Annotated in this window: 26 protein-coding genes; 6 read left to right on the top strand and 20 right to left on the bottom strand. The window is 37.3% G+C overall.

Annotated elements, in window-relative coordinates:
- Positions 1–12: 12 nt before the first annotated feature.
- The gene (locus CKV70_RS05310) at positions 13–1,416 is read right to left on the bottom strand and encodes an L-fucose/L-arabinose isomerase family protein (protein WP_014600707.1); all 1,404 of its coding nucleotides are present in this window, start codon (positions 1,414–1,416) and stop codon (positions 13–15) included.
- A gap of 263 nt (positions 1,417–1,679) precedes the next feature.
- Here CKV70_RS05310 and CKV70_RS05305 point away from each other — a divergent pair, with 263 nt between their 5' ends.
- Positions 1,680–2,708 (top strand): LacI family DNA-binding transcriptional regulator, encoded by a 1,029-nt coding sequence (locus tag CKV70_RS05305; RefSeq protein ID WP_010989641.1) that lies wholly within the window; start codon positions 1,680–1,682, stop codon positions 2,706–2,708.
- A 48-nt stretch (positions 2,709–2,756) separates the two neighbouring features.
- Here the strand turns inward: CKV70_RS05305 and CKV70_RS05300 are convergent, their stop codons facing one another.
- Positions 2,757–3,527, bottom strand: coding sequence for a Cof-type HAD-IIB family hydrolase (locus CKV70_RS05300; RefSeq protein WP_014930872.1), 771 nt, complete (start codon positions 3,525–3,527; stop codon positions 2,757–2,759).
- Positions 3,528–4,011: 484 nt separating this feature from the next.
- On the opposite strand from CKV70_RS05300, the gene CKV70_RS05295 reads away from it, so the two are divergent.
- From CKV70_RS05295 to CKV70_RS05285, 3 genes are all read left to right on the top strand, one after another.
- A complete protein-coding gene (locus CKV70_RS05295) occupies positions 4,012–4,221 on the top strand; it encodes a DNA-dependent RNA polymerase subunit epsilon (RefSeq protein ID WP_003722652.1) in 210 nt (69 codons plus the stop codon).
- Between the two features lie 6 nt (positions 4,222–4,227).
- Complete coding sequence (gene rnjA / locus CKV70_RS05290) at positions 4,228–5,895, top strand: ribonuclease J1 (protein WP_003722651.1); 1,668 nt, start codon at positions 4,228–4,230, stop codon at positions 5,893–5,895.
- A gap of 108 nt (positions 5,896–6,003) precedes the next feature.
- A complete protein-coding gene (locus CKV70_RS05285) occupies positions 6,004–6,969 on the top strand; it encodes an LCP family glycopolymer transferase (protein ID WP_003722650.1) in 966 nt (321 codons plus the stop codon).
- A 41-nt stretch (positions 6,970–7,010) separates the two neighbouring features.
- Here CKV70_RS05285 and CKV70_RS05280 read toward each other — a convergent pair whose 3' ends face one another.
- From CKV70_RS05280 to CKV70_RS05225, 12 genes are all read right to left on the bottom strand, one after another.
- Positions 7,011–7,862 (bottom strand): FUSC family protein, encoded by an 852-nt coding sequence (locus CKV70_RS05280; RefSeq protein ID WP_014600705.1) that lies wholly within the window; start codon positions 7,860–7,862, stop codon positions 7,011–7,013.
- Positions 7,859–8,779 carry a hypothetical protein gene (locus CKV70_RS05275; RefSeq protein WP_003732454.1) on the bottom strand — a complete coding sequence of 307 codons (921 nt, stop codon included), beginning with the start codon at positions 8,777–8,779 and terminating at the stop codon, positions 7,859–7,861. The genes CKV70_RS05280 and CKV70_RS05275 overlap by 4 nt, the downstream gene beginning before the upstream one ends.
- A gap of 154 nt (positions 8,780–8,933) precedes the next feature.
- Positions 8,934–9,593, bottom strand: coding sequence for a potassium channel family protein (locus CKV70_RS05270; RefSeq protein WP_003719245.1), 660 nt, complete (start codon positions 9,591–9,593; stop codon positions 8,934–8,936).
- Positions 9,594–9,611: 18 nt separating this feature from the next.
- Positions 9,612–10,250: a response regulator gene (locus CKV70_RS05265; protein WP_003722886.1), complete on the bottom strand. Its 639-nt coding sequence runs from the start codon at positions 10,248–10,250 to the stop codon at positions 9,612–9,614.
- Positions 10,247–11,305, bottom strand: a complete 1,059-nt coding sequence (locus tag CKV70_RS05260) for a sensor histidine kinase (RefSeq protein ID WP_003722885.1) — start codon at positions 11,303–11,305, stop codon at positions 10,247–10,249. The genes CKV70_RS05265 and CKV70_RS05260 overlap by 4 nt, the downstream gene beginning before the upstream one ends.
- Positions 11,302–12,015 (bottom strand): cell wall-active antibiotics response protein LiaF, encoded by a 714-nt coding sequence (gene liaF / locus CKV70_RS05255; protein WP_003734006.1) that lies wholly within the window; start codon positions 12,013–12,015, stop codon positions 11,302–11,304. The genes CKV70_RS05260 and liaF overlap by 4 nt, the downstream gene beginning before the upstream one ends.
- 134 nt (positions 12,016–12,149) lie before the next feature.
- Positions 12,150–13,022: a CvfB family protein gene (locus CKV70_RS05250; RefSeq protein ID WP_014600704.1), complete on the bottom strand. Its 873-nt coding sequence runs from the start codon at positions 13,020–13,022 to the stop codon at positions 12,150–12,152.
- 80 nt (positions 13,023–13,102) lie between these two features.
- A complete protein-coding gene (locus tag CKV70_RS05245; protein WP_014600703.1) occupies positions 13,103–13,798 on the bottom strand; it encodes a copper homeostasis protein CutC in 696 nt (231 codons plus the stop codon).
- Between the two features lie 112 nt (positions 13,799–13,910).
- A complete protein-coding gene (locus CKV70_RS05240) occupies positions 13,911–14,402 on the bottom strand; it encodes a PTS sugar transporter subunit IIA (RefSeq protein ID WP_003726432.1) in 492 nt (163 codons plus the stop codon).
- A gap of 114 nt (positions 14,403–14,516) precedes the next feature.
- The gene (locus CKV70_RS05235; RefSeq protein ID WP_014930870.1) at positions 14,517–15,419 is read right to left on the bottom strand and encodes a glycine betaine ABC transporter substrate-binding protein; all 903 of its coding nucleotides are present in this window, start codon (positions 15,417–15,419) and stop codon (positions 14,517–14,519) included.
- A 13-nt stretch (positions 15,420–15,432) separates the two neighbouring features.
- Positions 15,433–16,281 (bottom strand): ABC transporter permease, encoded by an 849-nt coding sequence (locus CKV70_RS05230; RefSeq protein ID WP_003722879.1) that lies wholly within the window; start codon positions 16,279–16,281, stop codon positions 15,433–15,435.
- Positions 16,274–17,467 (bottom strand): quaternary amine ABC transporter ATP-binding protein, encoded by a 1,194-nt coding sequence (locus tag CKV70_RS05225; protein ID WP_003722878.1) that lies wholly within the window; start codon positions 17,465–17,467, stop codon positions 16,274–16,276. Before CKV70_RS05225 ends, CKV70_RS05230 begins: the two co-directional genes overlap by 8 nt.
- Before the next feature lie 371 nt (positions 17,468–17,838).
- On the opposite strand from CKV70_RS05225, the gene CKV70_RS05220 reads away from it, so the two are divergent.
- The gene (locus CKV70_RS05220) at positions 17,839–18,684 is read left to right on the top strand and encodes a mechanosensitive ion channel family protein (RefSeq protein ID WP_010989639.1); all 846 of its coding nucleotides are present in this window, start codon (positions 17,839–17,841) and stop codon (positions 18,682–18,684) included.
- 43 nt (positions 18,685–18,727) lie between these two features.
- Here CKV70_RS05220 and CKV70_RS05215 read toward each other — a convergent pair whose 3' ends face one another.
- The 6 genes from CKV70_RS05215 to CKV70_RS05190 all read right to left on the bottom strand — a co-directional run bounded on the left by CKV70_RS05215 (position 18,728) and on the right by CKV70_RS05190 (position 22,953).
- Entirely contained in the window at positions 18,728–19,843 is a 1,116-nt protein-coding gene (locus CKV70_RS05215; protein ID WP_003722876.1) for an N-acetyldiaminopimelate deacetylase, read from the bottom strand.
- Between the two features lie 63 nt (positions 19,844–19,906).
- Positions 19,907–20,617 (bottom strand): 2,3,4,5-tetrahydropyridine-2,6-dicarboxylate N-acetyltransferase, encoded by a 711-nt coding sequence (gene dapD, locus CKV70_RS05210; protein WP_003722875.1) that lies wholly within the window; start codon positions 20,615–20,617, stop codon positions 19,907–19,909.
- 47 nt (positions 20,618–20,664) lie between these two features.
- Positions 20,665–21,543, bottom strand: a complete 879-nt coding sequence (locus CKV70_RS05205) for a transcriptional regulator CcpC (protein WP_003722874.1) — start codon at positions 21,541–21,543, stop codon at positions 20,665–20,667.
- The gene (gene cbpB, locus CKV70_RS05200) at positions 21,540–21,992 is read right to left on the bottom strand and encodes a cyclic-di-AMP-binding protein CbpB (protein WP_003722873.1); all 453 of its coding nucleotides are present in this window, start codon (positions 21,990–21,992) and stop codon (positions 21,540–21,542) included. Before cbpB ends, CKV70_RS05205 begins: the two co-directional genes overlap by 4 nt.
- Before the next feature lie 200 nt (positions 21,993–22,192).
- A complete protein-coding gene (locus CKV70_RS05195) occupies positions 22,193–22,426 on the bottom strand; it encodes a YkuJ family protein (protein WP_003719227.1) in 234 nt (77 codons plus the stop codon).
- A gap of 305 nt (positions 22,427–22,731) precedes the next feature.
- Complete coding sequence (locus tag CKV70_RS05190; protein WP_003726553.1) at positions 22,732–22,953, bottom strand: hypothetical protein; 222 nt, start codon at positions 22,951–22,953, stop codon at positions 22,732–22,734.
- Between the two features lie 219 nt (positions 22,954–23,172).
- Between CKV70_RS05190 and CKV70_RS05185 the strand changes: the two genes are divergently transcribed.
- Complete coding sequence (locus CKV70_RS05185; protein ID WP_014600702.1) at positions 23,173–24,318, top strand: aminotransferase class I/II-fold pyridoxal phosphate-dependent enzyme; 1,146 nt, start codon at positions 23,173–23,175, stop codon at positions 24,316–24,318.
- Positions 24,319–24,342: the final 24 nt, after the last annotated feature.

Here is a 24,342-nt window from a genome sequence, read left to right as displayed (position 1 = left end):
TTACTCCTTTCTCTATTCACCGCGTAAATAAGCTTTTATATCTTCTTCAATTGGATCATAGAGGTCTGGCTTTATGCCAATGTATTTGCATGTTTCATAAAGAATTGGGACCACATCTGCATGGATGCCACTAACATGATGAATATATGGTCCAGAAACGATTTTTTCCTCTAATCGTTTCAAATTGTCTACCTCAATCCAAAGATATGTTCCTTTTGTATATGGTCCTTCAATACCTCTCGCTTTACCCAGTAACAAGGAATATTCGCCATTATCACCATCAAAACGACATAAGGTTAATTCGCCACCTTTCGCTTCCGCTTCGACTGCACCAGGTGAATCAAACGCTAACGGATAGCCAATTGCCGGTTTATCTTTTGCAACAGAAAACGGAAACAGTCCACAATGTTGTAGCAATTCACCATTCTCATTATCTGGATGTCTAACAGTCCAATCAGCGAAAAAGCTTTTATTTCTGCCTAAATTTGCCGCTTCGATTAATAAACAAGAAATTGCTCCATGGATATCTGTTTCACAAACAACTGGAATTCCTTCATCAATGAGCATCGCGTTTGCAGCGCAAGGCATAATACCAATTTCATCTTGAAGTGCTGTCCAGCATTGGATGGCAATCGCACTACAACCATATTTCGTTGCTAAATTTTTCATTGCTACTTTAAGAGCAGCAACCATTCGTAAGTCAACTTCTTTAATTTTAACGATTGCACACCCGTGACAATATTCGACGGTTCCATCTACTTCCTCTATTTGTTCGCTAGATACGCTACGAATTTCTTTTATTAATTCTGGAAGCGGAATTGGAGCTAATTGAATATTAAATTTTTCTAGCAACTCTCCTTCATTACACATCGTTGTCCAAAAATCGAATGGCCGTGGTCCAATTTGTAAAATCCGCATGTTTTGAAATGTTTTTACTGTATTACAAACTGCAATGAAATCTCGAATTCCTCGTTCAAACTCTGGATCAGATAGACGGCAATTTGTCATATATGTAAATGGTACTTGAAATCGACGTAAGATTTTTCCAGTTGCAAATAAACCGCACTGTGTATCTCGAAGTCTTATACCATTTTCATCAGGACGTTCGTCGCGCGGACCCCAAAGCAACACTGGTACATCTAACTCTTTAGCAAGTCTTGCACAAACATATTCCGTTCCAAAATTAGTATGTGGTAAAAACAAACCTTGGATTCCAGCCTTTTTAAATTTTGCTGCAATTTTCATCACATCTGCATCATCATAAAGTAATCCATCTTCATTAAATTCTGTAATGTCCACAAATTCAATATTTAGTTCGTTTAGTTTATCTCGTGTGAGATTTGCATATTTGATTGCATCTGGCGCACTAAATATACTGCGCCTTGTCGGTGCAAACCCAATTTTAATCGCCTCCATCTTCTAACCACCTTTTTTAGTTTAGTAATTATTTTAGTCTCATAGAAAGCAACCAGTAATCGCTTTCTTTATTTGCATTATAGTATTTTTTATAAACCAAGTCAATAAAATTAAAGATTATTTTATATTTTATTTTAGTTTATTTTATGATAAATAACTAAACTAAAGTTTTGAATGACTGGAAATATGCTATTTTTTTGTTCCGATTTACTAAACATGATATACTAAACTAGATAAATTTAGTAAACAAGGAGAAATGAATAATGAAGCTGGAAGATATTGCACGATTAGCAAACGTTTCGAAATCGGCTGTTTCCCTTGCGCTGAATGGAAAAGCTGGCGTAAGTGAAGAAACCCGTTTACATATTCTACAAATTGTCGAAGAAAATAATTACGTCCCATTACGAAACACCAATAAAAAAATGAAAAAGAAATCAACCATTCGTTTTATCGCATGCAAAAGTCCTAATTTGATTACCGAACAATATCAGAACTTACCCTTTTTCAGTGAGCTGCTTAGCTATTTATCTGCTGAAATTGCTAGTTACCCATATGATTTGGTTATCTCTACCTTTGATGCAACAACCATATTAGAAGAACTTGCTGAAGCAGAAAAAGAGCAACCAACAGCAGGCCTTATTTTACTTGGCACTAATTTAAACGCTGAAGAAATTAACCGAATACAGCAAGAATATCCTAAAATCGTTGTCTTAGATACACACCATCCGCATATCTCAGCCAACTTTGTTTCTATTAATAATTTTCTTGGCGGATATAAAGCAGCTGACTACCTTTTACAACTATCACATACAAAAATTGGTTATGTGATGGGGCTACCACGCATTAAAAATTTTGATGAGCGGAAAAGTGGCTTTTTTGCTCGTTTAGAAGAAGCCGATATTTCAGTTCCTGAAGAACATGTCTTTCATCTATCTGCAATGCAAATCCAAGAGGAAGCTTCGGTAAAAGAAGCCATTGCTGAATTGCAAGATTTACCTTCTGCCCTTTTTTGCGAAAATGATTACATGGCTATTAGCATGATTAAAATGCTGCAAAGTCTATCGATCAAAGTACCTGAACAAGTTTCCGTATTAGGTTTTGACAATATCAATGAAAGTAAAGTAATTACACCAGAACTAACAACTGTTCATGTTAAAAAACGTGATATTGCTGAACAAACACTTGCCCTCTTGTCCAAACAAATTAAAGCAGATACGAATTTTGAAACCAGACAAATCCAAGTGAATACAAGCTTAATCGAGAGAACTAGCTGTGTTCCGTTCCAAAAATAACAAAAAAAGCCTGTGCTCAAAAATAGAGCACAGGCTTTTTTTGTTATTTTAAATTAATTTTAACTGTTTTAAAGCATTATAAACCCCATCATCATCAACATGACTAGTAACATAATCCGCCACTGCTTTTACCTCATCACGGCCGTTTCCCATTGCCACACCTGTTCCAACAGTTTGAAGCATTGCAATATCGTTCAAACCGTCGCCGAATGCGTAAGTATCTTTCATCGAAAAGCCAAGTTTTTTAATCATCTGCTTAATACCTTCCGCCTTGGAACCGTCTGCTGGACAAACATCCACGGAAACATCGTGCCATCGCAAGAAACCATATTGTTTAAATTCTTCTCGGTAGTAAGCATCATACGATTCATCACAGAAAAGTAAGCACTGATAAATGTCTCGACCTTTATAATAATTAGCATCTACTTTAGGGTACTCTCTTTTAATCGAATTCATTCCAATCGTCACCCGGTCGTGATCAGGCAAATTCGCGCGCATGGAATCTTTTCCGGAAAAAACAATTGGATGCTCATGCTCCGATGCAACCGTGATTAAACGTTCTAAAGACTCGGTTGGTAATGGTTTAGCGTATATTTCTTTGCCTTCAAATATAACATATTGACCGTTATAGCAAATATAAGAATTAATATCTAACTCTTTTCTGATTTCGTCAAGCATAAATGGACCGCGACCAGTTGCAATAGCCACATAAACACCATTTTCTTTCAATTTAGCAATCGCTTGCTTCACTGATGCTGTAATTTCTTTCGTTTCTCCTACAAGTGTGCCATCTACATCAAAAAACACAATTTTACTCATTGATTAAACGCCTCTATCCTCTATCCATTTTTAAATCATTATGTTTAAATTATAGCAGAAAATCTCCTTGATAACAGGGTTGACAAAATTAATTATACTTTCTAGTAGCAATTATCTGGATTTATGGTATATTAGAATGAAGGATATAGATCGGATGAACATTTGTAGAACGACAATGGAACGTGAAAAAAAACTTATAATTACATCTTTTACTCGGAAATTTGTTTCAAATTCCCAAAATAAAGGTATGCAATTATAACGGATAAGAAATTTAACATACGTGCACAGCTATTTTTATACATTAGTCTGTGGTAATTTTTCTTTGTCTTTTTTATGCCTGATTGTCAGTATCTCGTGCACCCATATCCGCTTGCTACTAAGTCCACAACTGAAAGCAAGCCAATGAATACTAAATAAATATTAGGTTTTCAGCTTGAAAATCTATTTTTAAAAAACAAAACTTAAATTTTAAGGAGAGAAAAACATGATTTTTAAAGTATTTTATCAAGAAACACTTACAGAAACACCCGTACGTGAAAAAACACAATCACTATATGTAGAAGCGGAAAGCGAAGTAAAAGTACGCCAACTTTTAAAAGATGAGCCTTTCCACATCGAATTTGTCGAAAAAATTAGTGACGCGCATTTAGCTTATGAAAAGGAAAACCCAGACTTCGCGCTCTGGGAAAAATAAGCCTATATGAAATTTGTTAAAAATAATGAGACAGCTGTTTTCGCTCTTGGTGGACTAGGCGAAATCGGTAAAAACACATATGGCGTACAATTTCAAGATGAAATTATTCTAATTGATGCAGGAATCAAGTTCCCAGAAGACGAACTTTTAGGTATTGATTATGTTATTCCTGACTACAGTTACCTGGTTAAAAACAAAGATAAGATTAAAGGACTTTTTATCACCCACGGTCATGAAGATCATATCGGTGGGGTTCCTTACCTACTTCGCGATCTTAATATCCCAATTTACGCTGGGAAACTTGCGAGTGCACTTATCCGCAACAAATTAGAAGAACATGGCTTGCTTCGTCAAACCAAAATTTATGAATATGAAGAAGATGACGTTTTTAAATTCAGAAAAACAAGTATCTCTTTCTTCCGTACAACACATAGTATTCCTGATACGTATGGTATTGTTGTCAAAACTCCATCTGGTAACATCGTTCATACTGGTGACTTCAAGTTTGATTTTACTCCAGTTGGCGAACCAGCAAACCTGACAAAAATGGCTGAAATTGGTAAAGAAGGCGTTCTTTGTTTACTATCTGATAGTACAAATGCGGAAGTACCAAATTTCACCATGAGTGAGCGTGTCGTTGGCGAAAGTATTAAAAATATTTTCCGCGATGTAGAAGGACGAATTATTTTCGCTACCTTCGCATCTAATATCTACCGTTTACAACAAGTAGTGGAATCCTCTATCGAAACTGGTCGTAAAATCGCTGTTTTTGGTCGTAGTATGGAATCTGCTATGGAAATCGGTAAACAATTAGGCTATATTCAAGCGCCAAAAGACACATTTATTGATGTGCATCAACTTAATAAAACACCAGCTGGAAATGTGACTATCCTTTGTACAGGGAGTCAAGGTGAACCAATGGCTGCTCTTTCTAGAATTGCTAATGGTACGCACCGCCAAATCCAAATTCAACCAGGTGACACGGTAGTCTTCTCGTCTTCCCCAATCCCTGGTAATACAACGAGTGTAAACCGAACAATCAATTTACTTTATCAAGCTGGTGCAGAAGTTATCCATGGTAAAGTAAACAATATCCATACTTCTGGTCACGGTGGTCAACAAGAACAAAAACTAATGCTACGTTTGATGAAACCTAAATTCTTTATGCCTATTCATGGTGAATTCAGAATGCAAAAAATTCATGCAGAGTCTGCTGAAGAATGTGGTGTTCCGGAAGAAAATAGCTTTATTATGGCAAACGGAGATGTACTCGCATTAACGAGTGAAACAGCTCATGTTGCTGGTAAAATCCATGCAGCAAGCGTCTATATTGATGGTAGCGGTATTGGCGATATCGGTAATATTGTCCTTCGCGATCGTCGTATTCTTTCTGAAGAAGGCCTCGTAATCGTTGTTGTATCCATTGATATGAAAAATTCTCGTGTGATGGCAGGACCTGATATTATTTCACGTGGCTTCATTTATATGCGTGAATCCGGTAATCTCATCGGAGAAGCGCAAGGCCTCCTAACGCGACACTTAAACAAAGTAATGGAACAAAAAACAACGCAATGGTCTGAAATCAAAAATGAAATTACAGATACTTTGCAACCTTTCTTGTACGAAAAAACAAAACGTCGTCCAATGATTTTACCAATAATCATGGAAGTATAGTTTTCAAGACGATAAATGGTTTCAAAATCATTTATCGTTTTTTTGTTGATTTCTCAGAAAGACGATGGTATGTTTAAACAAACAAAATAGAAAGACGAGGAAAATTTTATGACAGAAACTAGGACTGAAAAAAAGAAAAAAACAACGTCCACTTTTACTAAAGTTATGAAAATTGCTAGTGTTGCTCTTTTAGGAATTATCTTCTTCTCTATAACAGGATTGGCAGCGAAGTATTACATCACCGTTCAAAATACCTTTTCAAAAATAAATGTCCCTCTAGAATCAAGTAATAAAACTTTAAGTGATTTAGAAAAGAAAAAACCTTTCTCTGTGTTACTCATGGGTTCAGATGCCCGAGCTGGTGAAAAAAATGGTCGCGCAGATACAATTATTCTTGCCACAGCTAATAAACAACAAAATGCCGTAGAAATGGTTAGTATTCCTCGTGATACAAAAGTAGACTACGGAAATGGCGACATTGGTAAGATTAATGCCTCTTACTCCAACGGTGGCCCCTCAGGAACAGTTTCAGCGGTCGAAAAACTTATGCCAGGTGTTCCTGTAGATTATTTCATTTCAATCAATATGGAGGGCTTTAAAGACCTAGTTGATGCTGTTGGAGGTATTACTGTTTATAACGATATCGACTTAACAGAAGTAAATAGCAAATTTGTTAAAGGTAACATTACTTTAAATGGAACAGAAGCTTTACAATATGTTCGTATTCGTCATGAAGACCCCCGTGGTGACTTTGGTCGTCAAGATAGACAGCGCGATGTCATTATTGGTATTGCGAATAAAGTTATCAGTTCATCCGGAGTTTCCAATTTCGAAAGCATTATGAAAGCTGTTGGCGATAATTTCCAAACTAATATGACGCTTACAGATATTACATCCATGGCAGCAAATTATTCTTCCGTACTTAAAAACGTTGATTCCCAAGAACTTAAAGGTGAAGGGGAAATGATTTATAGCGAGTCTTACGGATTTGATTTATATTATTTCGCTCCTGATAAAACAGATTTAGAGCGAATAATTACTATGTTTAAAAAGAGTTTAGATATTACTGAATAAAAAAAGATGACTGAGGCTTGAACGAGCTTCAGTCATCTTTTTTATTTATGTTTCGTAATAAGTGCATCCATCTCTGTAATTACTTTAGCGCAAGCTTGTTGATGATAAGCAAATACAACTTCATAATCAGGTTCAGACTCTTTTTCAAGCGTCACATGATATAAAATTTCAATATTATTAATTGCTTGCTCTACTAAATGAGTAAAATGAAGCATTGGTTCATCCGAAGTCAAACTCGCAACAAAACTGCTGTCTGTAATAATTTGTTCGCGCGTTTTTCTTAAATCTATTAACTGCTTCCACAAACCTTTTATTTTGGGAGCTAGAGATTTCGCATCTTCACTATTTATATCAATTTCTTTTATTCTTTCTAATACTGCTTTTTCCTGAGAAATAAACACTTGATTTAATTTTTTGTTTTTCTTACGTGGGTAGAGAGCATAGACGACAAAACCAATCACAAGTCCAATCATCGTATCAAATAGTCGGTCTCTTAAAAAGACTATCGGCTCTCCGTCGCCTTTTCCGACAAGTACCATTACTGTAATAACAACAATAACCATCGTGAATTTTTTAGTAAATAGATAACTTAGCATAACTGCAAGCGCTGCACCAATCGGAATCATAATATAATGATGGTTGGGGACTAGTAAGTATACAAAGGCTGCAAGTAGTCCACCTACAATAGTACCGATAATCCGCTCGATGCTTGATTTATATGTATCACCCTTACTCATTTGCGCGGTAATATAAATAGCATTAAATACATATGTTGGATACACAATCCAATCACCCATAACCGGGAATAAAATCACTGCTATTGTAATACTAATAAGCACTTTAGCAACTCGAGAATCAAGAGCGAAACGTTCTCTCATAGAAATCTTTTTCATTTCTGCCCTCTCCCTTCTACTAACTCATTCATTCCAACCTTAACAGCTAGGAAGTTCTCAACAAATTTCTTCACATGAAAAGAGGCAACTGGATCGGCTTCTTTCACGTTAATTTCATCAGAAACTTTCACGTTAATTTGAGCAAGGGCCTGTTTTGCTTCTTCCGACAAACCAACTCGTCCAATGTCTTCCATTGTTTGCATATGAAAAAAAAGTTGTAGATAATTAGGCAGTAATGCTTGATACAGTTCCACATGACGAGGATTCGCTTTTTTACTAGCACTATATTCTTTAATAAACATTTGTGATTGAACAAAAATACTATACAATGGTTTTGCTATAAATTTACCATTATTTTTAAATACACTTTCAATTTCCTTGTCAAATAGTCCTACCAATTGTTTCATAATAGTTTGAACGGTTTTTTCGAGTGGTAAATGTACATATTTTACGACTAACTGCACAAGTAAAAAGAACACAAACACATCCATTAACGCTACAATTATCATGGCATAGAGAGGCATTGGTAAATCATCTGTTCCAAGAAAGTAAAGTGCTGTCCCAATCGCGAGTGTCATTACCATATATTTCTGCGGCATCAAGAAATTCACCGCCAAAATAACAACTATCATGACAACATAGTAAATATACACATTGATTGGGAAAAAATAGGTGCTTATAATGACAAAAACACACGCTAGAGTGAATGCTAGCGCTATTTGGGGAATGACTTTTCTGGTAATTCCATATGTAGGTTGCATTGAAATAATCCCTATTAGTACTACTATTGGTAATACCCCGGCCAAATCAGGAAAAATAACTGTATGGACCACTACACAAATGCTCGCATAAATAAATGCTTGCAACATCTGAATTAATCCTCGAGCGCCGATTTTATCAAGCAAAAATTTCTTCATCTGTTCCCCCTCCTTCTGTCCCTTTATGTGAAGCTCTGTAACTATAATAGAAAATAACTGGCTAGATAGCAAGCGGTAATTCGCAAACAATAAAAAAACCTAAGAATATACTCGACATGTTGACATATCTCTTTATATTACATAGGTTTTCTTTTTATTGAATTTTTTCTTGTAGTCGTTCAATGTCATCATCCGAACCGATAACGATTAGAATATCTCCTTCATGTAGAACATCATTGGCTTCAGGAGTAATAATCATTTGTTTATCTTTTTTAATACCGACAATATTGACACCAAAAGAGTTACGGAAATCTAAATCAACTAGGCTCTTCCCAAGGAAACGTGGATCAGATACAGAGATTTCGACTAGACTATATTCATCGGATAGTTCAAGATAATCTAGCATGTTTTTCGATACGATATAATGCGCAATACGTCGTCCCATGTCTCGCTCAGGGTGGACAACCCGGTCTGCTCCGATTTTATCAAGCAATTTGGCATGCTTATCATTTGTCGCTTTTGCGGTAACGTATTTCACGCCCATTTCTTTTAAAATAAGTGTTGTTAAGATACTCGACTGTATATCTTCACCTATCGCAACGATAACATGCTCAAAGTTACGAATACCTAGTTGGCGTAGCGCATTTTCATCCGTTGAATTAGCGATAACTGCATGGGTCGCAATGGACATATATTCATTGACGCGCTCTTCATCCGAATCAATCGCAAGTACTTCCATTCCTTGCTCAACAAGTGAACGACAAATACTCCCACCAAATCGCCCAAGACCGATGACTGCAAATCCTTCTTTCATGTGTACGTTACCTCCTTGCTACTTTTTTTCTACTAGGTCATGTTTAAATGCATAGATTGCTGCTTGCGTACGATCTTGCACGTCTAATTTCGATAAAATGTTACTTACATGCGTCTTCACCGTTTTTAAAGTGATAAAAAGTTCATCCGCAATTTCTTGATTAGATTTACCTTCTGCGATTAAAAGTAAGATTTCATTTTCACGATTCGTTAAATCATCATGTAAGTTTTTTTCTGGTTTAGCTGTTAGCCGTTGCATCATTTTGCCAGTTACTTCTGGTTCAAGGACAGAGTCTCCGCCGTATGTAGCTCGAATCGCATCTGCAATTTCGCTCGCTGTCGAAGTTTTAAGCATATAACTGCTCGCTCCAGCTTCAAGTGCCGGGTATACTTTTTCATCATCAATAAAACTTGTAACGATAATGATTTTTGCTTCTTTCCAGTTTTGCATAATTTCTTTTGTGGCTTCGATGCCGTCCATTTCATCCATAACTAAATCCATTAAGATGATATCCGGGCGTAGTTCTAGAGCCATATCAGCCCCTTCACGACCGTTCTCTGCCTCGCCAACTACTTCCATGTCATCTTGCACAGAAAGATAAGCTGAGACACCTATACGTACCATTTCATGATCATCTACAAGTAATACTTTTATCATTCGCTTTCCACGTCCTTTTTCGCAACAAGTGGGATTTTTATTTCTACACTAGTTCCTCTTCCTGGGAAACTAATTATTTTGATGGTGCCGCCGAATTCGGCAACTCGTTCTCGCATATTTTGTAATCCATAAGAGCCTTGTCGAACATTATCCATATCAAACCCAACGCCGTCATCTACTACTTTCATCACCGCTAAATTATCCATCGTGACTAAGCGTACTTCTAATAATTTAGCTTTAGAATGTCGTAATGTATTGGAAAGTAATTCTTGAACAATACGGAATAAATGATCCTCAATGCCTTTTTGCAAACTAATATCCTCGATTTGCCATTCTACTTCGATTGGCAATTTGGTTGTTAATTCTTTTAATAATTGCTCGATACCAGTTTTTAATGATTTACCCTCGAGTTGCGTTGGACGCAGATGAAGTAAAAGCGCACGCATCTCTGATTGGGATTCATTTACGATAGATTCAACCATTTTTAGTTGTTTTTGCATCGCCGGTGTCGCGCTTTTTTCACTCTGTTCATTCAAGGCTGATAAAAGCATCATTGCTGCAAAAAGCTGTTGGCTCACTGAATCGTGTAATTCTCTAGCAATCCGGTGTCTCTCTTCTGACAAAATAGCTTCTTTCGTTTGGCCAGTTGATTCAGCACGGTCGCTTGCAAGTTTTTGCGTCAAAATCGTTTGTGCTTTCATTTTATCACGTAAGCGGTCGATTTGCTTGTATACTTGCTGCACTTCTAAAAAGTTCTCGTCTTCTTCACTCGTAATCTTTTTCTCCAAATCACCTTGTCCAAGCAATCGAATCGAGAAGTCAATTGATTCAAATTTTTGTTTAACAAAATAACCGATCAGACCGCCAATAATTAAACCAATCGAAATGGCAGTAAGCGGAACGAAAACCACAAAGGGAATGTAAAAGATTTTTTGTTCGATGAGAATTTTATACCAAGAGCCTTCACTAAAAAAATAGTAACCGACCGTACCGATAGCTGTTGCAACAAGCAGTAAACCTGAGCAAACAGCCATCATCAGTTTCGAAAAACTCATAGCCTAATCACCTCTAAATCTCCGAAGATTACAGAAGTCATGATTTTCACTTTTCGTGCGGAACTTTCATAATTATCTGAGTAGACCTTGATGCTATTATTTTGAATAGAGGTGCTTTCTTTATCATATTGGATGTTTCCGAAGATTGCGGAATGCTCAATGCAAATACCAATATCAAAAGGAACCAATATCCGGATTTTCCCCGAAACGCTACGAATCATAATGACACTTTCGCCAGTGGGTAAAACCGTGTTCCCTAAATCGAGAATCGTATCACCAATCCCCGTTTGGATATTGATATCGTCCCATTCATACACTACGTCGAGTATGCGCTGGTTACCGAACCACTGATTACGAATAAACTTATCCGTACGATCAATCTTGCTATCCGGTTCTCTCGTTTTGAGCATTAATAATTGGGGTGCCCGCTTCCGACTAATATAGTGAATGATCGCGTAAATACCTGCAACAACAAGCCCAACTTTAAAAGTGGTTGTAAGTAACACGGCGATAATGATAAATACGATTCCAATAAATAATGAGTTTCTTGCACTTTTCTTTGTTGCGCTTGCTTTTCTTGATGTAAAGATAAAAAATATTCCGAGTGCAAATAAAATAAGCAACTCCCACTGGAATAACATCTCCAGTCCCACACCAACAATAATCGCAATTAAAAATACAAAAACAACCGAGCTTTCCATTTTTTTCAAGCTGACACACCTCCTTACGTTCCTCTTTTGACAAAGTTATTTCTCGATTTTCGTTACTTTGTACATGCTGTGTTAATTATAGCGAGGATTTATTGATTGAAACAACCGCGCTAGTTGGAACACAGCCTACTACTTTAGTCGGATGTTTCTTCCGTAATTTTTGTAACAACACCATTTTCTTGTGTGATACGTCTCGCTTTTAAAAGTGTGCCAATCGCACGCTTGAATTGAGCTTTACTTATACCAAATTTGGCACGAATGGCATCTGGATCTGATTTATCTCCGAATGGCATTTCTCCACCAACACTTCGCAAATAAGTTAAAATCATTTCCGCGTCATCATTTAATACTTCATGCGCTCTACCACGAAGCGATAAATTAAGAGAGCCGTCTGGTTTTACAGCGATAACACGGGCCTTCACACGTTCCCCCATTCTTGGTTCCGAAGTTCGTTCACTTTCATGAATAAAACCAATATAAAAATCATCCGTAAAAACAAATGAACCGACTTTTAATAAACGATAAATGGTTCCTTCGACATTTTGGTTAAATAAATCTTGTTCTGCGCGAACGGCAATTGCGCGGAATTGTTCTTCTTCTGCAAGAACACCCCAAACACGATTTTCTTCATCCACACGCAGTGCAATCATCATACGATCTTCTTTTTTAGGCCATAGATGGGGTAATGCAGGTAAATCATCTAAAGAGACAACAACGTCTTTTTCAATGCCGATATCGACAAAAACGCCTAGATGTTTACGTACTTCTGTTACTGTTCCCCAACCATAGTGTCCTACTTGAATTTTCGGAATAATCGTTGTTGCTGCAATTTCACGGTCATAGTCCACAAAAATAAATACGGTTACTTCTGCTCCAACAGCAAGTTCCGTTTCATGCGTATTTGATTTAGATAAAAAAACAGTTACTTCGTCTTTTTCAAGGAGCCATCCTGTATCTTTGATTTCTTTTACTGTCATTACTTGGCTTTTGCCAATATAGTTATTCACTTTTTTTCCACCTTTTCATTAAGAATAGTCTTGTTTCATTATAGCTTATCTAAGCTTGTAAGGCTACCTACTACAAAGAATCAATCTTTGTTTATTTGTTGCTGTAAAATATCGATTCTTTCTTTTAAAATGTCTTTGGAAAAATCATTGGCTTCTCTAGCTGCACTTCCAACATGGTAGTCGCTATGATTTAATGTCGCTTGGAAGGTCGCGATATTTTCTGGTTTGACGCCACTTCCAACTAAAATTCGGAAAGAATCTGGTTGTTTTTCGCTATCTTGAATCCAACGTTTTAAGCGTGGCAAGGAATCAAGTGCGCTCGCTGTCCCGCCTGAAGTTAATAATTGCTTGATGTCTTTTCCGTATGTACGTAAAACTTGATAACTTGCTTCGATGTCTTTAGTTGCTTCTAGCGCCCGGTGAAAAGTTAGGTCCAAATCACCTTTCCACTCTATTACTTTTTCGAGAAGGGCTTGATCGATATCGCCGCCTGCTGTAATACCACCATAAACAATCCCTTGCACTCCAACTTCTTTTGCAAGCTCAATGTCTCGTTCCATGACTATTTTAGCTGCCTCATCATAGACAAAAGAAAAACTATGTGGTCGAATCATCATCATTGCTGGTAACTTAGAGGCACGTACGATTTCTTTAATAGCACCATAACTTGGAGTCAAACCGCCTTCGCTTATTGCTGAAACTACTTCCATTCTATTTGCGCCATATTTTTCCGCTAAGTAAGCGTCTCTTGGATTTTGAACTATCACTTCTAACATATTATTCCGCTCCTTTTAATACCTAATTACCTTCATTTTACCCTTTTAAGGCGTGCTTGAATACAAAAAAATCCATGAAAAGAAAATTACCTTTTCACGGATTTTTGTTTCATTATTTTAAATTAGTTGTAATGACTTCGGTTTTCCCTGCTTCCGCCTTTGTTACAGCATGGAAATCAAAATCATATTTACCTTCTGAGCTATTCGTTATAACCATTGGTACAACAGTACTGGCAGCGTTTTTTTCAATAAAATCAAAATCAGCTTCTACAATAGGATCGCCTACTTTTACTTTATCTCCTACACTGACTAAAACGTTGAACCCTTCTCCATTTAAGGATACGGTTTCTAAGCCAATATGTACAAGAATTTCTTGTCCCATATCTGTACGAATACCAAAAGCATGTTTTGTTTCTGCCAGTTGAATAATTTTCCCGTCTATTGGAGCGACAATGGTGCCAGTTTCTGGTTTGATTGCAATGCCTTCTCCCATCATTTTTTGATTAAAAACTGGATCTGGAACATCTTCTAATGCAATAACTTGCCCAGTTACGTGAGCGAATAGTACTTCTTGTTTCGATTTTTTTAAGAATTTTTTAAACATGCATCTTCCTCCTAGCAATTTCATGAATCAACTACTATTTTACCCTTATAGAGAAAAAAAGGCACGGAGAAACTATCAAGCATCACTTGATTTTCTTCATGCCTTTTTAAAAGTTTATTTGCTTGTTTTTAAATCTTCAATGGAATTAATGTTTGTCATGTATTTTGGTACTGCTAGACCAATTTTAGCACCTTTTAAGTTTGGTCCTAAATCTTCAAATTTTCCTTTGTAATCTTTATAGTAAATTCCGGAAGTATTTGGAAGCCACGCAGCAACCATCCCATCAGCTGCATCCGTTGCAACGGACGCCCACATTGGTTGGATTTCCATTGCTTGGATGGTTGGTTTATAGCCAACTTGTTTTAAGGCTTCTGCGACAACGTTTGTAGAGGCAATTTCAGAATCCCAAGCAACATAAGTTAACTTGATTTCATCGCCATCAACTTTTTCCACTCCGTCGGTCCATTTTGCTACTTTATCTGGATTGTTTTTATTCCATTTTTTAGCAGCTTCTTCAGGGTCTACGCCGTCATTAACTTCCAGCATTACTTCAGACATATCTTCCGCAGTCCAGAAGAAATTATCTAACACTTGGTACGCGGAAGGTTTATCTTCTTTTAAGCCTTTACGTACAATCGTGTGAATGTTTTCTGCATTACCATATACATTTTTGGGATCGTCCAAAAATTTCAAATCAAATTTTGTAAACATCCAGTGCGGGGTCCAACCAGTCACGACAATCGGGCGCTTATCTTTCATCGCTTTTTGAAGTGTACTTGTCATAGCCGCGGTAGAACTTGTTTGTAATTGCCAATTATCATCATCTAAATGGTAATCTTTAATCGCATTTTGTGTTGCAAGCATAATTCCTGCTCCAGCATCAATTCCTGTGATTGTGTAATTGATTTGTTCGCCTAAATCTTTTTTCGCGTCATAAGGAGCAAGGGTTGTCCCGCAGGCTGCTAAAGTGAAAATAAGCATAGCCAAAACTGCGGTGGTGATTAATTTTTTTAGCAATCTACTCTCCTCCTTATTCTGATTTCGCTTTTTTATTGAAAGCTTGTGTCAGACGGTCTAGGATGATTGCTACGATAACAATCGCAATCCCAGCTACAAATCCGCCACCAGCGTCGTTACGTCCTACTGCGAAGTAAACACGTGTTCCAAGTCCCATTGCACCGATCATTGAAGCAATTACGACCATGGAAAGTGCTAACATAATACTTTGATTAATACCCGCCATCATGGTTGATTTCGCCATTGGTAGCTGTACTTTCCAAAGTTTTTGCCAAGGTGTTGAACCGAACGAATCGGCTGCTTCTACAAGCTCTGTTGAAACTTGGCGAATACCTAGATTAGTCATACGAACAGTTGGAGGCATTGCAAAAATAACAGAAGCCACAACCCCTGGAACCATTCCAATTCCGAAAAATGCTACGGCAGGAATTAAGTAAACGAAGGCTGGCATAGTTTGCATAAAATCGAGTACCGGTTTGAAGATACTTTCAACAATATTGCTTTTCGCCATCCAAATACCAAGTGGAACACCAATAACAAGTGCAATTAAACTACTTGTCAGGACGAGCGTTAATGTTTGTGTCATGTCGCGCCAGAAGTCCAAGTTCCAAATTAAAAGTAAACCGACAACTTCAAAGATAATTAAACCCCATTTTTTGCCTTTACGGTTCACCCAAAATGTGCCAAATACAAGTAAAATAATAAATAACCATGGTGGAACTAAATCGAACACCCATTGGAATGCGTCAACAATCCCGCCAATGATATTCGTAATTACATTAAAAAATCCTTCAAATTGCGTTAAGCCATCAACTAATTTGTCAATCCAACTAGCTAATGGAATCGTTGGAATATTAGGCATTAACGTTCACCTCGTTTCCAGAAAGTGCGGCCAGAACGGATCCGCGAATAATAATTCCTTTTAATTTTCCATCTTCTGTTACAGCAATCGGAATCGTTGTAGTCGAGATAGTATCCATGATTTCTGCAAGAGGCGTATCTAGCCCAGTTGTGGGCACATCGCGGTGCAAAGCAGTTTCTAGTGAAGTAATATTTTCTTTTACAAGTTTAGATACTTCTGCTGCATGGACGATTCCGACTAACTCACGATTACGTTTAACAACGAATACACTGGAAGTTCCAGCTTCACGCATCCGTTTAAGCGCAACACGAGGACCGTCTTTTTCAAAATTAACGATTTCTGGACGAATCATTACGTTGCTCGCTGTATAGACTTTGGAACGGTCTACATCTTCAATGAATTTTTCAACATATTCATTTGCCGGATGTGCCAGAATTTCTTCCGGAGAACCAGTTTGAACAACGGAACCATCACGCATAATCATAATGTGGTCGCCAATACGAAGCGCCTCATCCAAATCATGGGTAATAAAGATAATCGTTTTTTTCATTTTATCTTGTAAATCGAGCAATTGATCTTGCATATCTTTTCGGTTCAGCGGGTCAAGTGCGGAGAAAGCTTCATCCATCAGTAAAATGTCCGGATTGTTCGCAAGTGCTCGCGCCAGACCTACACGTTGCTGCATCCCACCAGAAAGTTGTGAAGGATATTGATCGCCGTAACCAGCTAAACCAACTAATGCCAATGATTCTGCTGCATTTTTCTCGCGTTCTTCTTTGTCCATACCTTGAATTTCAAGACCATATTCAACGTTACGGTTAATCGTTCTGTTCGGGAATAAACCAAAGTTTTGGAAGACCATACTCATGCTTTTTCTTCTAACTTCCAAAAGTTCTTTTTTATTTAGACTAGATAGTTCTTTTCCGTCAAGCCAAATTTTTCCGCTCGTAGGCTCAATTAGACGGTTCAAAAGTCGTACCAAAGTCGACTTCCCACTACCAGAAAGCCCCATTATAACGAAAATTTCGCCTTCTTCTACGCTAAAAGATGCTTTATTAACACCAATTGTCGCGCCTGTTTCTTTCAAAATATCTGTTTTCGATTTTCCCTGAGAAAGTAAAGAAGATGCTTTGGAAGCCTTTTTTCCGAAAATCTTCGTTAGCTCTTCTACTTTAATCTTACTCAAAATAAAATCCCCTTTCTTTTTTTAGATTGAATTATTTACTAGGCAAAAATTCGGCCCATATCACTTTTAAAAAAAGCAATAACATTTATCATTGTACACAAGTTTCGGCTTAGTTTCACATCATACAGTTTGGTTTGCGCCATTTTGCACATTTTAGAAAGCGCCTCCATCTTACTACAAGAGTGGCTAACAGTTTTTTAATTTTTTTTGAAAAAAAGTGCGATTTTTCCAGAAAAATGAGCGTTTTCTAGTGAAAATTTATTTTTTATAACAGCATTTTTGTAAAATATTTGTTAGAATAGAAAAGGACATTTCATTAGAAAGGGGGAGATGAAATGGATGGAGAACTTTCAAAGGATGTGGACCAAAAAATGAATTTACTCAAAAAGTGGTTCAGTTCTATTGACTGGGACCAATTTTGGAATCATATTATTTCTGTCGGAATAAAAATTGCCATTTTAATTGCTCTTTATTTTATTTTCCGTGTGATTGGTAATAAAATTATTCGTAGTTTCTTCCGCAAATATCGGCAACAACAAGCAGTTTCTGTTGGGCGCGCGGACACGTTAGAAAGCTTAATTTCTAATTTTTATGGATATGTTTTATTCTTCACTTTTGCGATTTTATTATTACAGAACTTTATGGATGTTACGGCAATTATTGCAAGTGCTGGGGTGGCCAGTTTGGCAATTGCCTTTGGTGCGCAAGGTCTTGTTAGTGACGTTGTAACTGGATTTTTTATTCTTCTTGAACGCCAACTCGATGTTGGTGATACGATTACTATTGGACTAGTTAATGGAACAGTGGAAGCACTTGGACTTAGAACAACACAGGTACGTGATTTTGATGGCACGCTTCATTTCATTCCTAACAGACAAATTATGGTCGTTAGTAATCATTCGCGCGGTAATATGCGTGTGATGGTGGACATTCAAATTAGTCCACATGAAGATCCAGAAAAAGCAATTAAAATTATTGGTGAGGTTTGTGACGTAGCTGCAAAAGAGAATAAAAATATCGTTGAGCCCCCTGTTGTATTAGGCGTGCAAAACATAGACGCAACAAATATGATTATCCGCGTAGTCGGTAAAGCAGTGAACGGCGAGCAGTATTCTGTTCAACGTGACTTACTCAAAGATATTCGCGAGGCACTCGCAGAAAACAAGATTGAACTACCACTCAATTTTGTTAGCACATTCGGACCAAATAATAATTAAAAAGACGCCAATTCGCTCCTTTTGAGAACGAATTGACGTCTTTTTATTTACTTTCCAAAAAGTGGATTAATACATCAATTGCAAATGGAATAGCTTCTTCTTTTGGATTAAGTTTCGCGTGATGCAAACTGTACTCGGAATCCACGCCTAACCAAAACATAAACCCTTTAATTTCGGATAAAAAGTAACCAAAATCTTCTCCAGTCATCGCTGAACGAGCTGGCACATAACTTTCTGGATATTGTTCTTCCAAAAAGTGGATGAATTCTTCTGTTTCAACTGGATCATTGTCTACTTGATAATAATCCGAGCCAGGATGAAATTCAACTTCGCATTGGTAAGCTTCTTCCCAGCCTTTAGCTAGCTGTTTCAAACGAGTCCAAACAATCTCCATTGTTTCCGGAGAAAGCGTTCGAATGGTTCCATCTAAATAAGCAGTTTCCGCAATGACATTTTGAATTTCTCCGCCATGAATCCTTCCAATCGTAATAACTGCACTATCCATTGGATCAATATTACGACTTATAATCGTTTGCATTTGCCCAACAAACGCACTTGCTGCAACAACCATATCATTCGCCAAATGGGGATACGCCGCGTGCCCACCTTTTCCTTTGAACGAAATAAACAGTTCCGATGTATTCGCAAAAAGTAAACCTGGCTTAATCGCAATTTCTCCTACTTTGTATTCCGGTGCGATATGAAGTCCATAAATGCTATCTGGTCGCCACTCGGCAAATTCAGTGCTTTCCATGATGGGTTTTGCACCACCTGGACCTTCTTCTGCAGGCTGGAACACGAAAAGCAAATTATCTTTAGCAGGTTTACTCGCAAAATGTGTCAACACTCCAAGCGCAATACTCATATGTAAATCGTGCCCACAAGCATGCATATTGCCAGGATGTTTTGAAGCAAAAGGCAGCTCAGTTTCTTCTGTGATCGGTAATGCGTCAATATCCGTACGATAACCAATTGTTTTTTCTGGATTAGTTCCTTTTACTAAAACTAAAATCCCCGTACGCCATTTTTTCACTTCTAAATGTCCACTCGGTAATTTGCTGATATAATCTAATAAGTAAGCTTGTGTTTTTAGCTCTTTATAACCTGTTTCAGGGATTTGGTGTAACTCACGTCGAATGGCAATAAATTCATTTAACACGGCGAATCTCTCCTTCTAAAAAGGACTGCTTCGCCAACAGACGAAACAGTTCCCTTTGATTTTTTAAAGTTGGCGAAGTTCTTGCATGATTTCTGTTTTAGAAGCTGTTTTTGCATCTAATTTTTTAAGTTCACGTGCAGGAATTCCGGCCACGACTGTTCCAGGAGCTACATCTTTTGTAACGATTGCGCCCGCTGCTACAACTGCGCCTTCTCCAATGCGTACGCCTTCTAAAACAACGACATTGGCGCCTACAACAACATTGTCTTCTACGATAACTGGTTGTGCGGATGGTGGCTCAACTACGCCAGCAAGGACAGAACCTGCACCAATATGGCAATTTTTACCGACCGTTGCACGGCCGCCAAGAACTACATTCATATCAATCATCGTACCGTCACCGATAACTGAACCAATATTGATACTTGCTCCCATCATAATAACCGCATTGTCGCCGATTGTTACTTGGTCGCGAATGACTGCACCAGGCTCAATACGTGCGTTAATATTTTTCATATCTAACAAAGGAATAGCGGAGTTACGACGATCATTTTCGATTACGTAATCTTCAATATTCGCTTTATTTGCTTCTAATAATGGCTCAACAACTGCCCATTCTCCAAAAACAGTTCCCGCATTTCCAGTAATGAAAGTTTTTACATCACTTGGGAAATCAATTTTTTCTAAGTCCCCTTTAAGGTAAACTTTTACTGGTGTTGCTTTCTTGCTATTTTGAATAAAAGAAATAATTTGGTGTGCATCCATTTGTTCCATGAATTTTTGTCCCCTTCCGATACGTTCTGCTTTCTATTTTGCCATAGCTATTTAACTTGTTCAAGGAATTTATCTGTTATTTCTAAAAACGCCTTCACTTGTGGTAAACTGAGTGACTGTTCATAAGTCAGTAAGTTGGTTTCCCGGCTTAAAATCGAGCCATCTTTTTCTGTTAACGGAATTTTGTTGATTTTATCCGTGTAGCCTAACATCGTCACTTCCGGTAAAATTGCAAAACCAATACCATTTAAGGCCATTTGTCTAGAGGTTTCCATTTGATCCATAAGCATTGCTTGGCGTGGCATTTTCCCGAAATTTCGTTGCCAGTAGTCTTGAATAACTTGGTAATAATTCGAATCACTGCGAAATTGGATAAATGGTCGATTGGTCTGAAAAACTTCTTCAATTTTAGTAATTTCTGTATCTACTAAAATTAATTTGTCATTAAATAACGGTTTTTGAACGCTTTTCCAAGTAGAACTTCCACGGACAATGCCGATATGGACATTTCCAGCAGCGAGTTGTTGCGTAACTTCACTGCTCCACCCAGTTACAAGTGAAATTTGCACATTAGGGTACGCTCTTGAAAAAGCTTTTAGAACCCGAGGAAGCCACATTTGCGCCACTACGCTTGCACAAGCAATCCGTAATGTTCCCCGGACAACGCCTTCCATCGCTTCTAATTTTTCTTGAATAGTGTGCTCTCGTTCAATGACGCTAGATGCATGACGAACAATTGCTTCTCCTTCTGGTGTAAGCAACAGCCCTTTTTGTGTACGAATAAAAATTTTGGTATTCCATCTACTTTCAATCGTTTGTAAGCGTTGCGATAAGGCTGGTTGACTTAAAAAGAGTTTTTCAGCACTTTTACGCATATTAAGTTCTTCTGCTAAACAAACAAGTAATTCATACTCTGTTACAATCATCTATTTTCCTCCACCTGCAAATGAATATAACGATTGACTTGTTTTAAAACAACACGTCTTGTTACTATCCCTTCAAAATGGTGGTCAGAATCTACAACACAAACAAAAGGATGGTCCACAAGTAAGTGCACAATTCGTTCGTTATTGTTAAAATCTTTGATTACTGGGAAATCTGTTTGCATGACATCCTCTACCTTTAAATCTTCTAATCGTTCAAATTCGATACGTTCGAGTCCTAGAATGGCATCCGTAATCATTGCTGCACTTATTAATCCATGGAGTTTAAATTCAAAGTCTAGTACAGGAATAACTGAATAACCACATTTAGTTAAAACAAGTAATGCATGTTCTAAATTATTACCAAGCTGTACATGAGCAACCTTTTCAGCGGAAATCATCGAATCAGCTAGTTCATTGTCAATAAATTGTCCAAATCTATTTGAGATCATTTAGAATCTTCCTCTTCCTTTATTTTCAAGCTCTACGAAGTTTCTTTCAACTTTTTAAAATAAATCGAAACTTTTCCATCTCCTATTCTACCATACTATTTGGTCTGATTTCTTTCATTTAGCGCTTGAAAACAAAAAAAGCTGTGAATATAAGTTCACAGCCCCTAAGTAAATTATCAGATTATCCGATTTTTACCATGTTATTCGTTTTCTTGTAGCGTTTCAAAAATTTCGATAGCAGTCATATCAATATCATCGAATTGATATTTACTATTGTCGCCATAGATTTCTACTTCAAATGAGTTAGAAGCTTGGAAAAACTTCACTTCGCACACAGGTGTACCATTTTTTTCAAAACGTCTTGCTTGTGTTTCAGCAGACTCATCTTCTTGCATTGCATGTAAACGTTGAATAATTCCCAATAACTGAGACATCTTACACTCTCCTCTCAAATCCACCATCTGACGTGCAAAAATTGGCATACCTTGCTTGTTATACGCGCGTGGCAATGCTTTTTTACATATTTCCTCATATCTGGTTTTTTCGCCATATCTTATTTCTTTCACTATACTACCAAATTTTATCGCAAACCGCACGTATAACGCAAGGGTTCTGGAAATATTCAGAAAAAGAAATTATTTTAAATTAACCTAATAGACACGATTTGTTCTATTTTATCGTTGTTTTATCCAAAAAAAAGACTATAAAAAGGAACGAACCTTTCTACAGTCTTTGATAATTAAAATTCGTTTTTTCGATTAGCAGTAGCGCTTATAATCATTTTTGTAGCCCGCACGATTGTTTTATGGCGATTGAAGCCTTTAACGCATATTGTTTGATCACCAATTGTTGCAAATACTTCGCCCCATGAACCACAGGGATTAAAGCCATAAGCATGTATTTTTAGCAAGCCATCTTTCGTTGGAAAAAAGAGAGCTTCGTATTTACCAGGTTTAGTCATATCCGGTGGCCCCTTCCACATTGAAGTAATCATTTCTAACTGAAAATGATTATCATTATTAAAACCATCTTATAGTATTCCAAATAAAAGTGCAAGGTTTTTTAGTAATATTTTCAGACATTTTGCTTTTCTATCTTTTTAAGCTATAATGGAATGAAATTACGAAGCTTACTCCCACCTAATTTTTACGGGATTTTCTTATAAAGAAAGGTGACGAAAATGACAAAATCTATTCGACCAGAATTACGCGATATTCAAGTAAGTGGTATCAGAACTTTTAATACACGAGTGACAGGTATACCTGATATGATCCGTTTAACCCTCGGAGAACCTGACTTTCCAACACCCGATCATGTTAAACAAGCAGCCATTTCAGCAATAGAAGAAAACTTCACCAACTATACACCCAATGCAGGGATGCCAGAATTACTCGAAGCAGCTTCTATTTATTTCCATGAAAAATATGATCTGTCCTATAGTAACAAAGAAATCATCGTTACTGTAGGTGCTACAGAAGCGATTTCTGTCGCGTTACAAACGATTTTGGAGCCAGGTGATGAAGTTATCTTACCTGACCCAATTTATCCTGGTTACGAGCCTCTGATCACGTTAAATAAAGCTCATCCCGTTAAAGTAGATACGACTGAGACTAATTTCAAATTAACACCTGAACAATTAAAGGCACATATCACACCAAAAACAAAAGCACTTATCATTCCCTATCCATCCAACCCAACCGGCGTCACACTTTCCAAAGATGAACTTTCCGCTTTAGCAGAAGTACTAAAAGAAACAGGTATTTTTGTCATTGCTGATGAGATTTATAGTGAATTAACTTATCACGAAGAGCATGTGAGTATTGCCCCTATGCTAAGAAATCAAACAATTGTCATCAACGGCCTATCTAAGTCCCACGCAATGATTGGTTGGAGAATTGGTTTTTTACTTGCCCCAGAAATTTTGACACAAGAAATGCTGAAAATTCATCAATATTCCGTTACTTGCGCAAGTTCAATTTCCCAAAAAGCAGCACTAGAAGCCATCACTAACGGTAAAGACGACGCATTCCAAATGCGAACTGAATACAAAACACGTGCTAACTTCACCCAAGATCGCCTGGAAAAAATGGGCTTTACTGTTATTCCGCCAGATGGTGCATTTTATTTCTTCGTCAAACTTCCTGATGAAATAGCCGAAAACTCTTTCGATTGGGCTGTAAAACTTGCTGAAGAAGCCAAGGTTGCAGTTGTTCCCGGAAATGCTTTTTCCGAAAAAGGCGATCGTTACTTCCGTCTTTCTTATGCTACTTCCTTTAATAATTTGGCTGAAGCATTAGATCGAATGGCACAATTTGTAGAAAAATAAAAAGAAATACCCACTAACCTTAGT

The sequence above is a fragment of the Listeria monocytogenes genome (assembly GCF_900187225.1).
Taxonomy (GTDB): Bacteria; Bacillota; Bacilli; order Lactobacillales; family Listeriaceae; genus Listeria; species Listeria monocytogenes.
The sequence above is the reverse complement of the archived record's forward strand: the minus strand, read 5'-3'. Positions and strand labels throughout refer to the sequence as shown.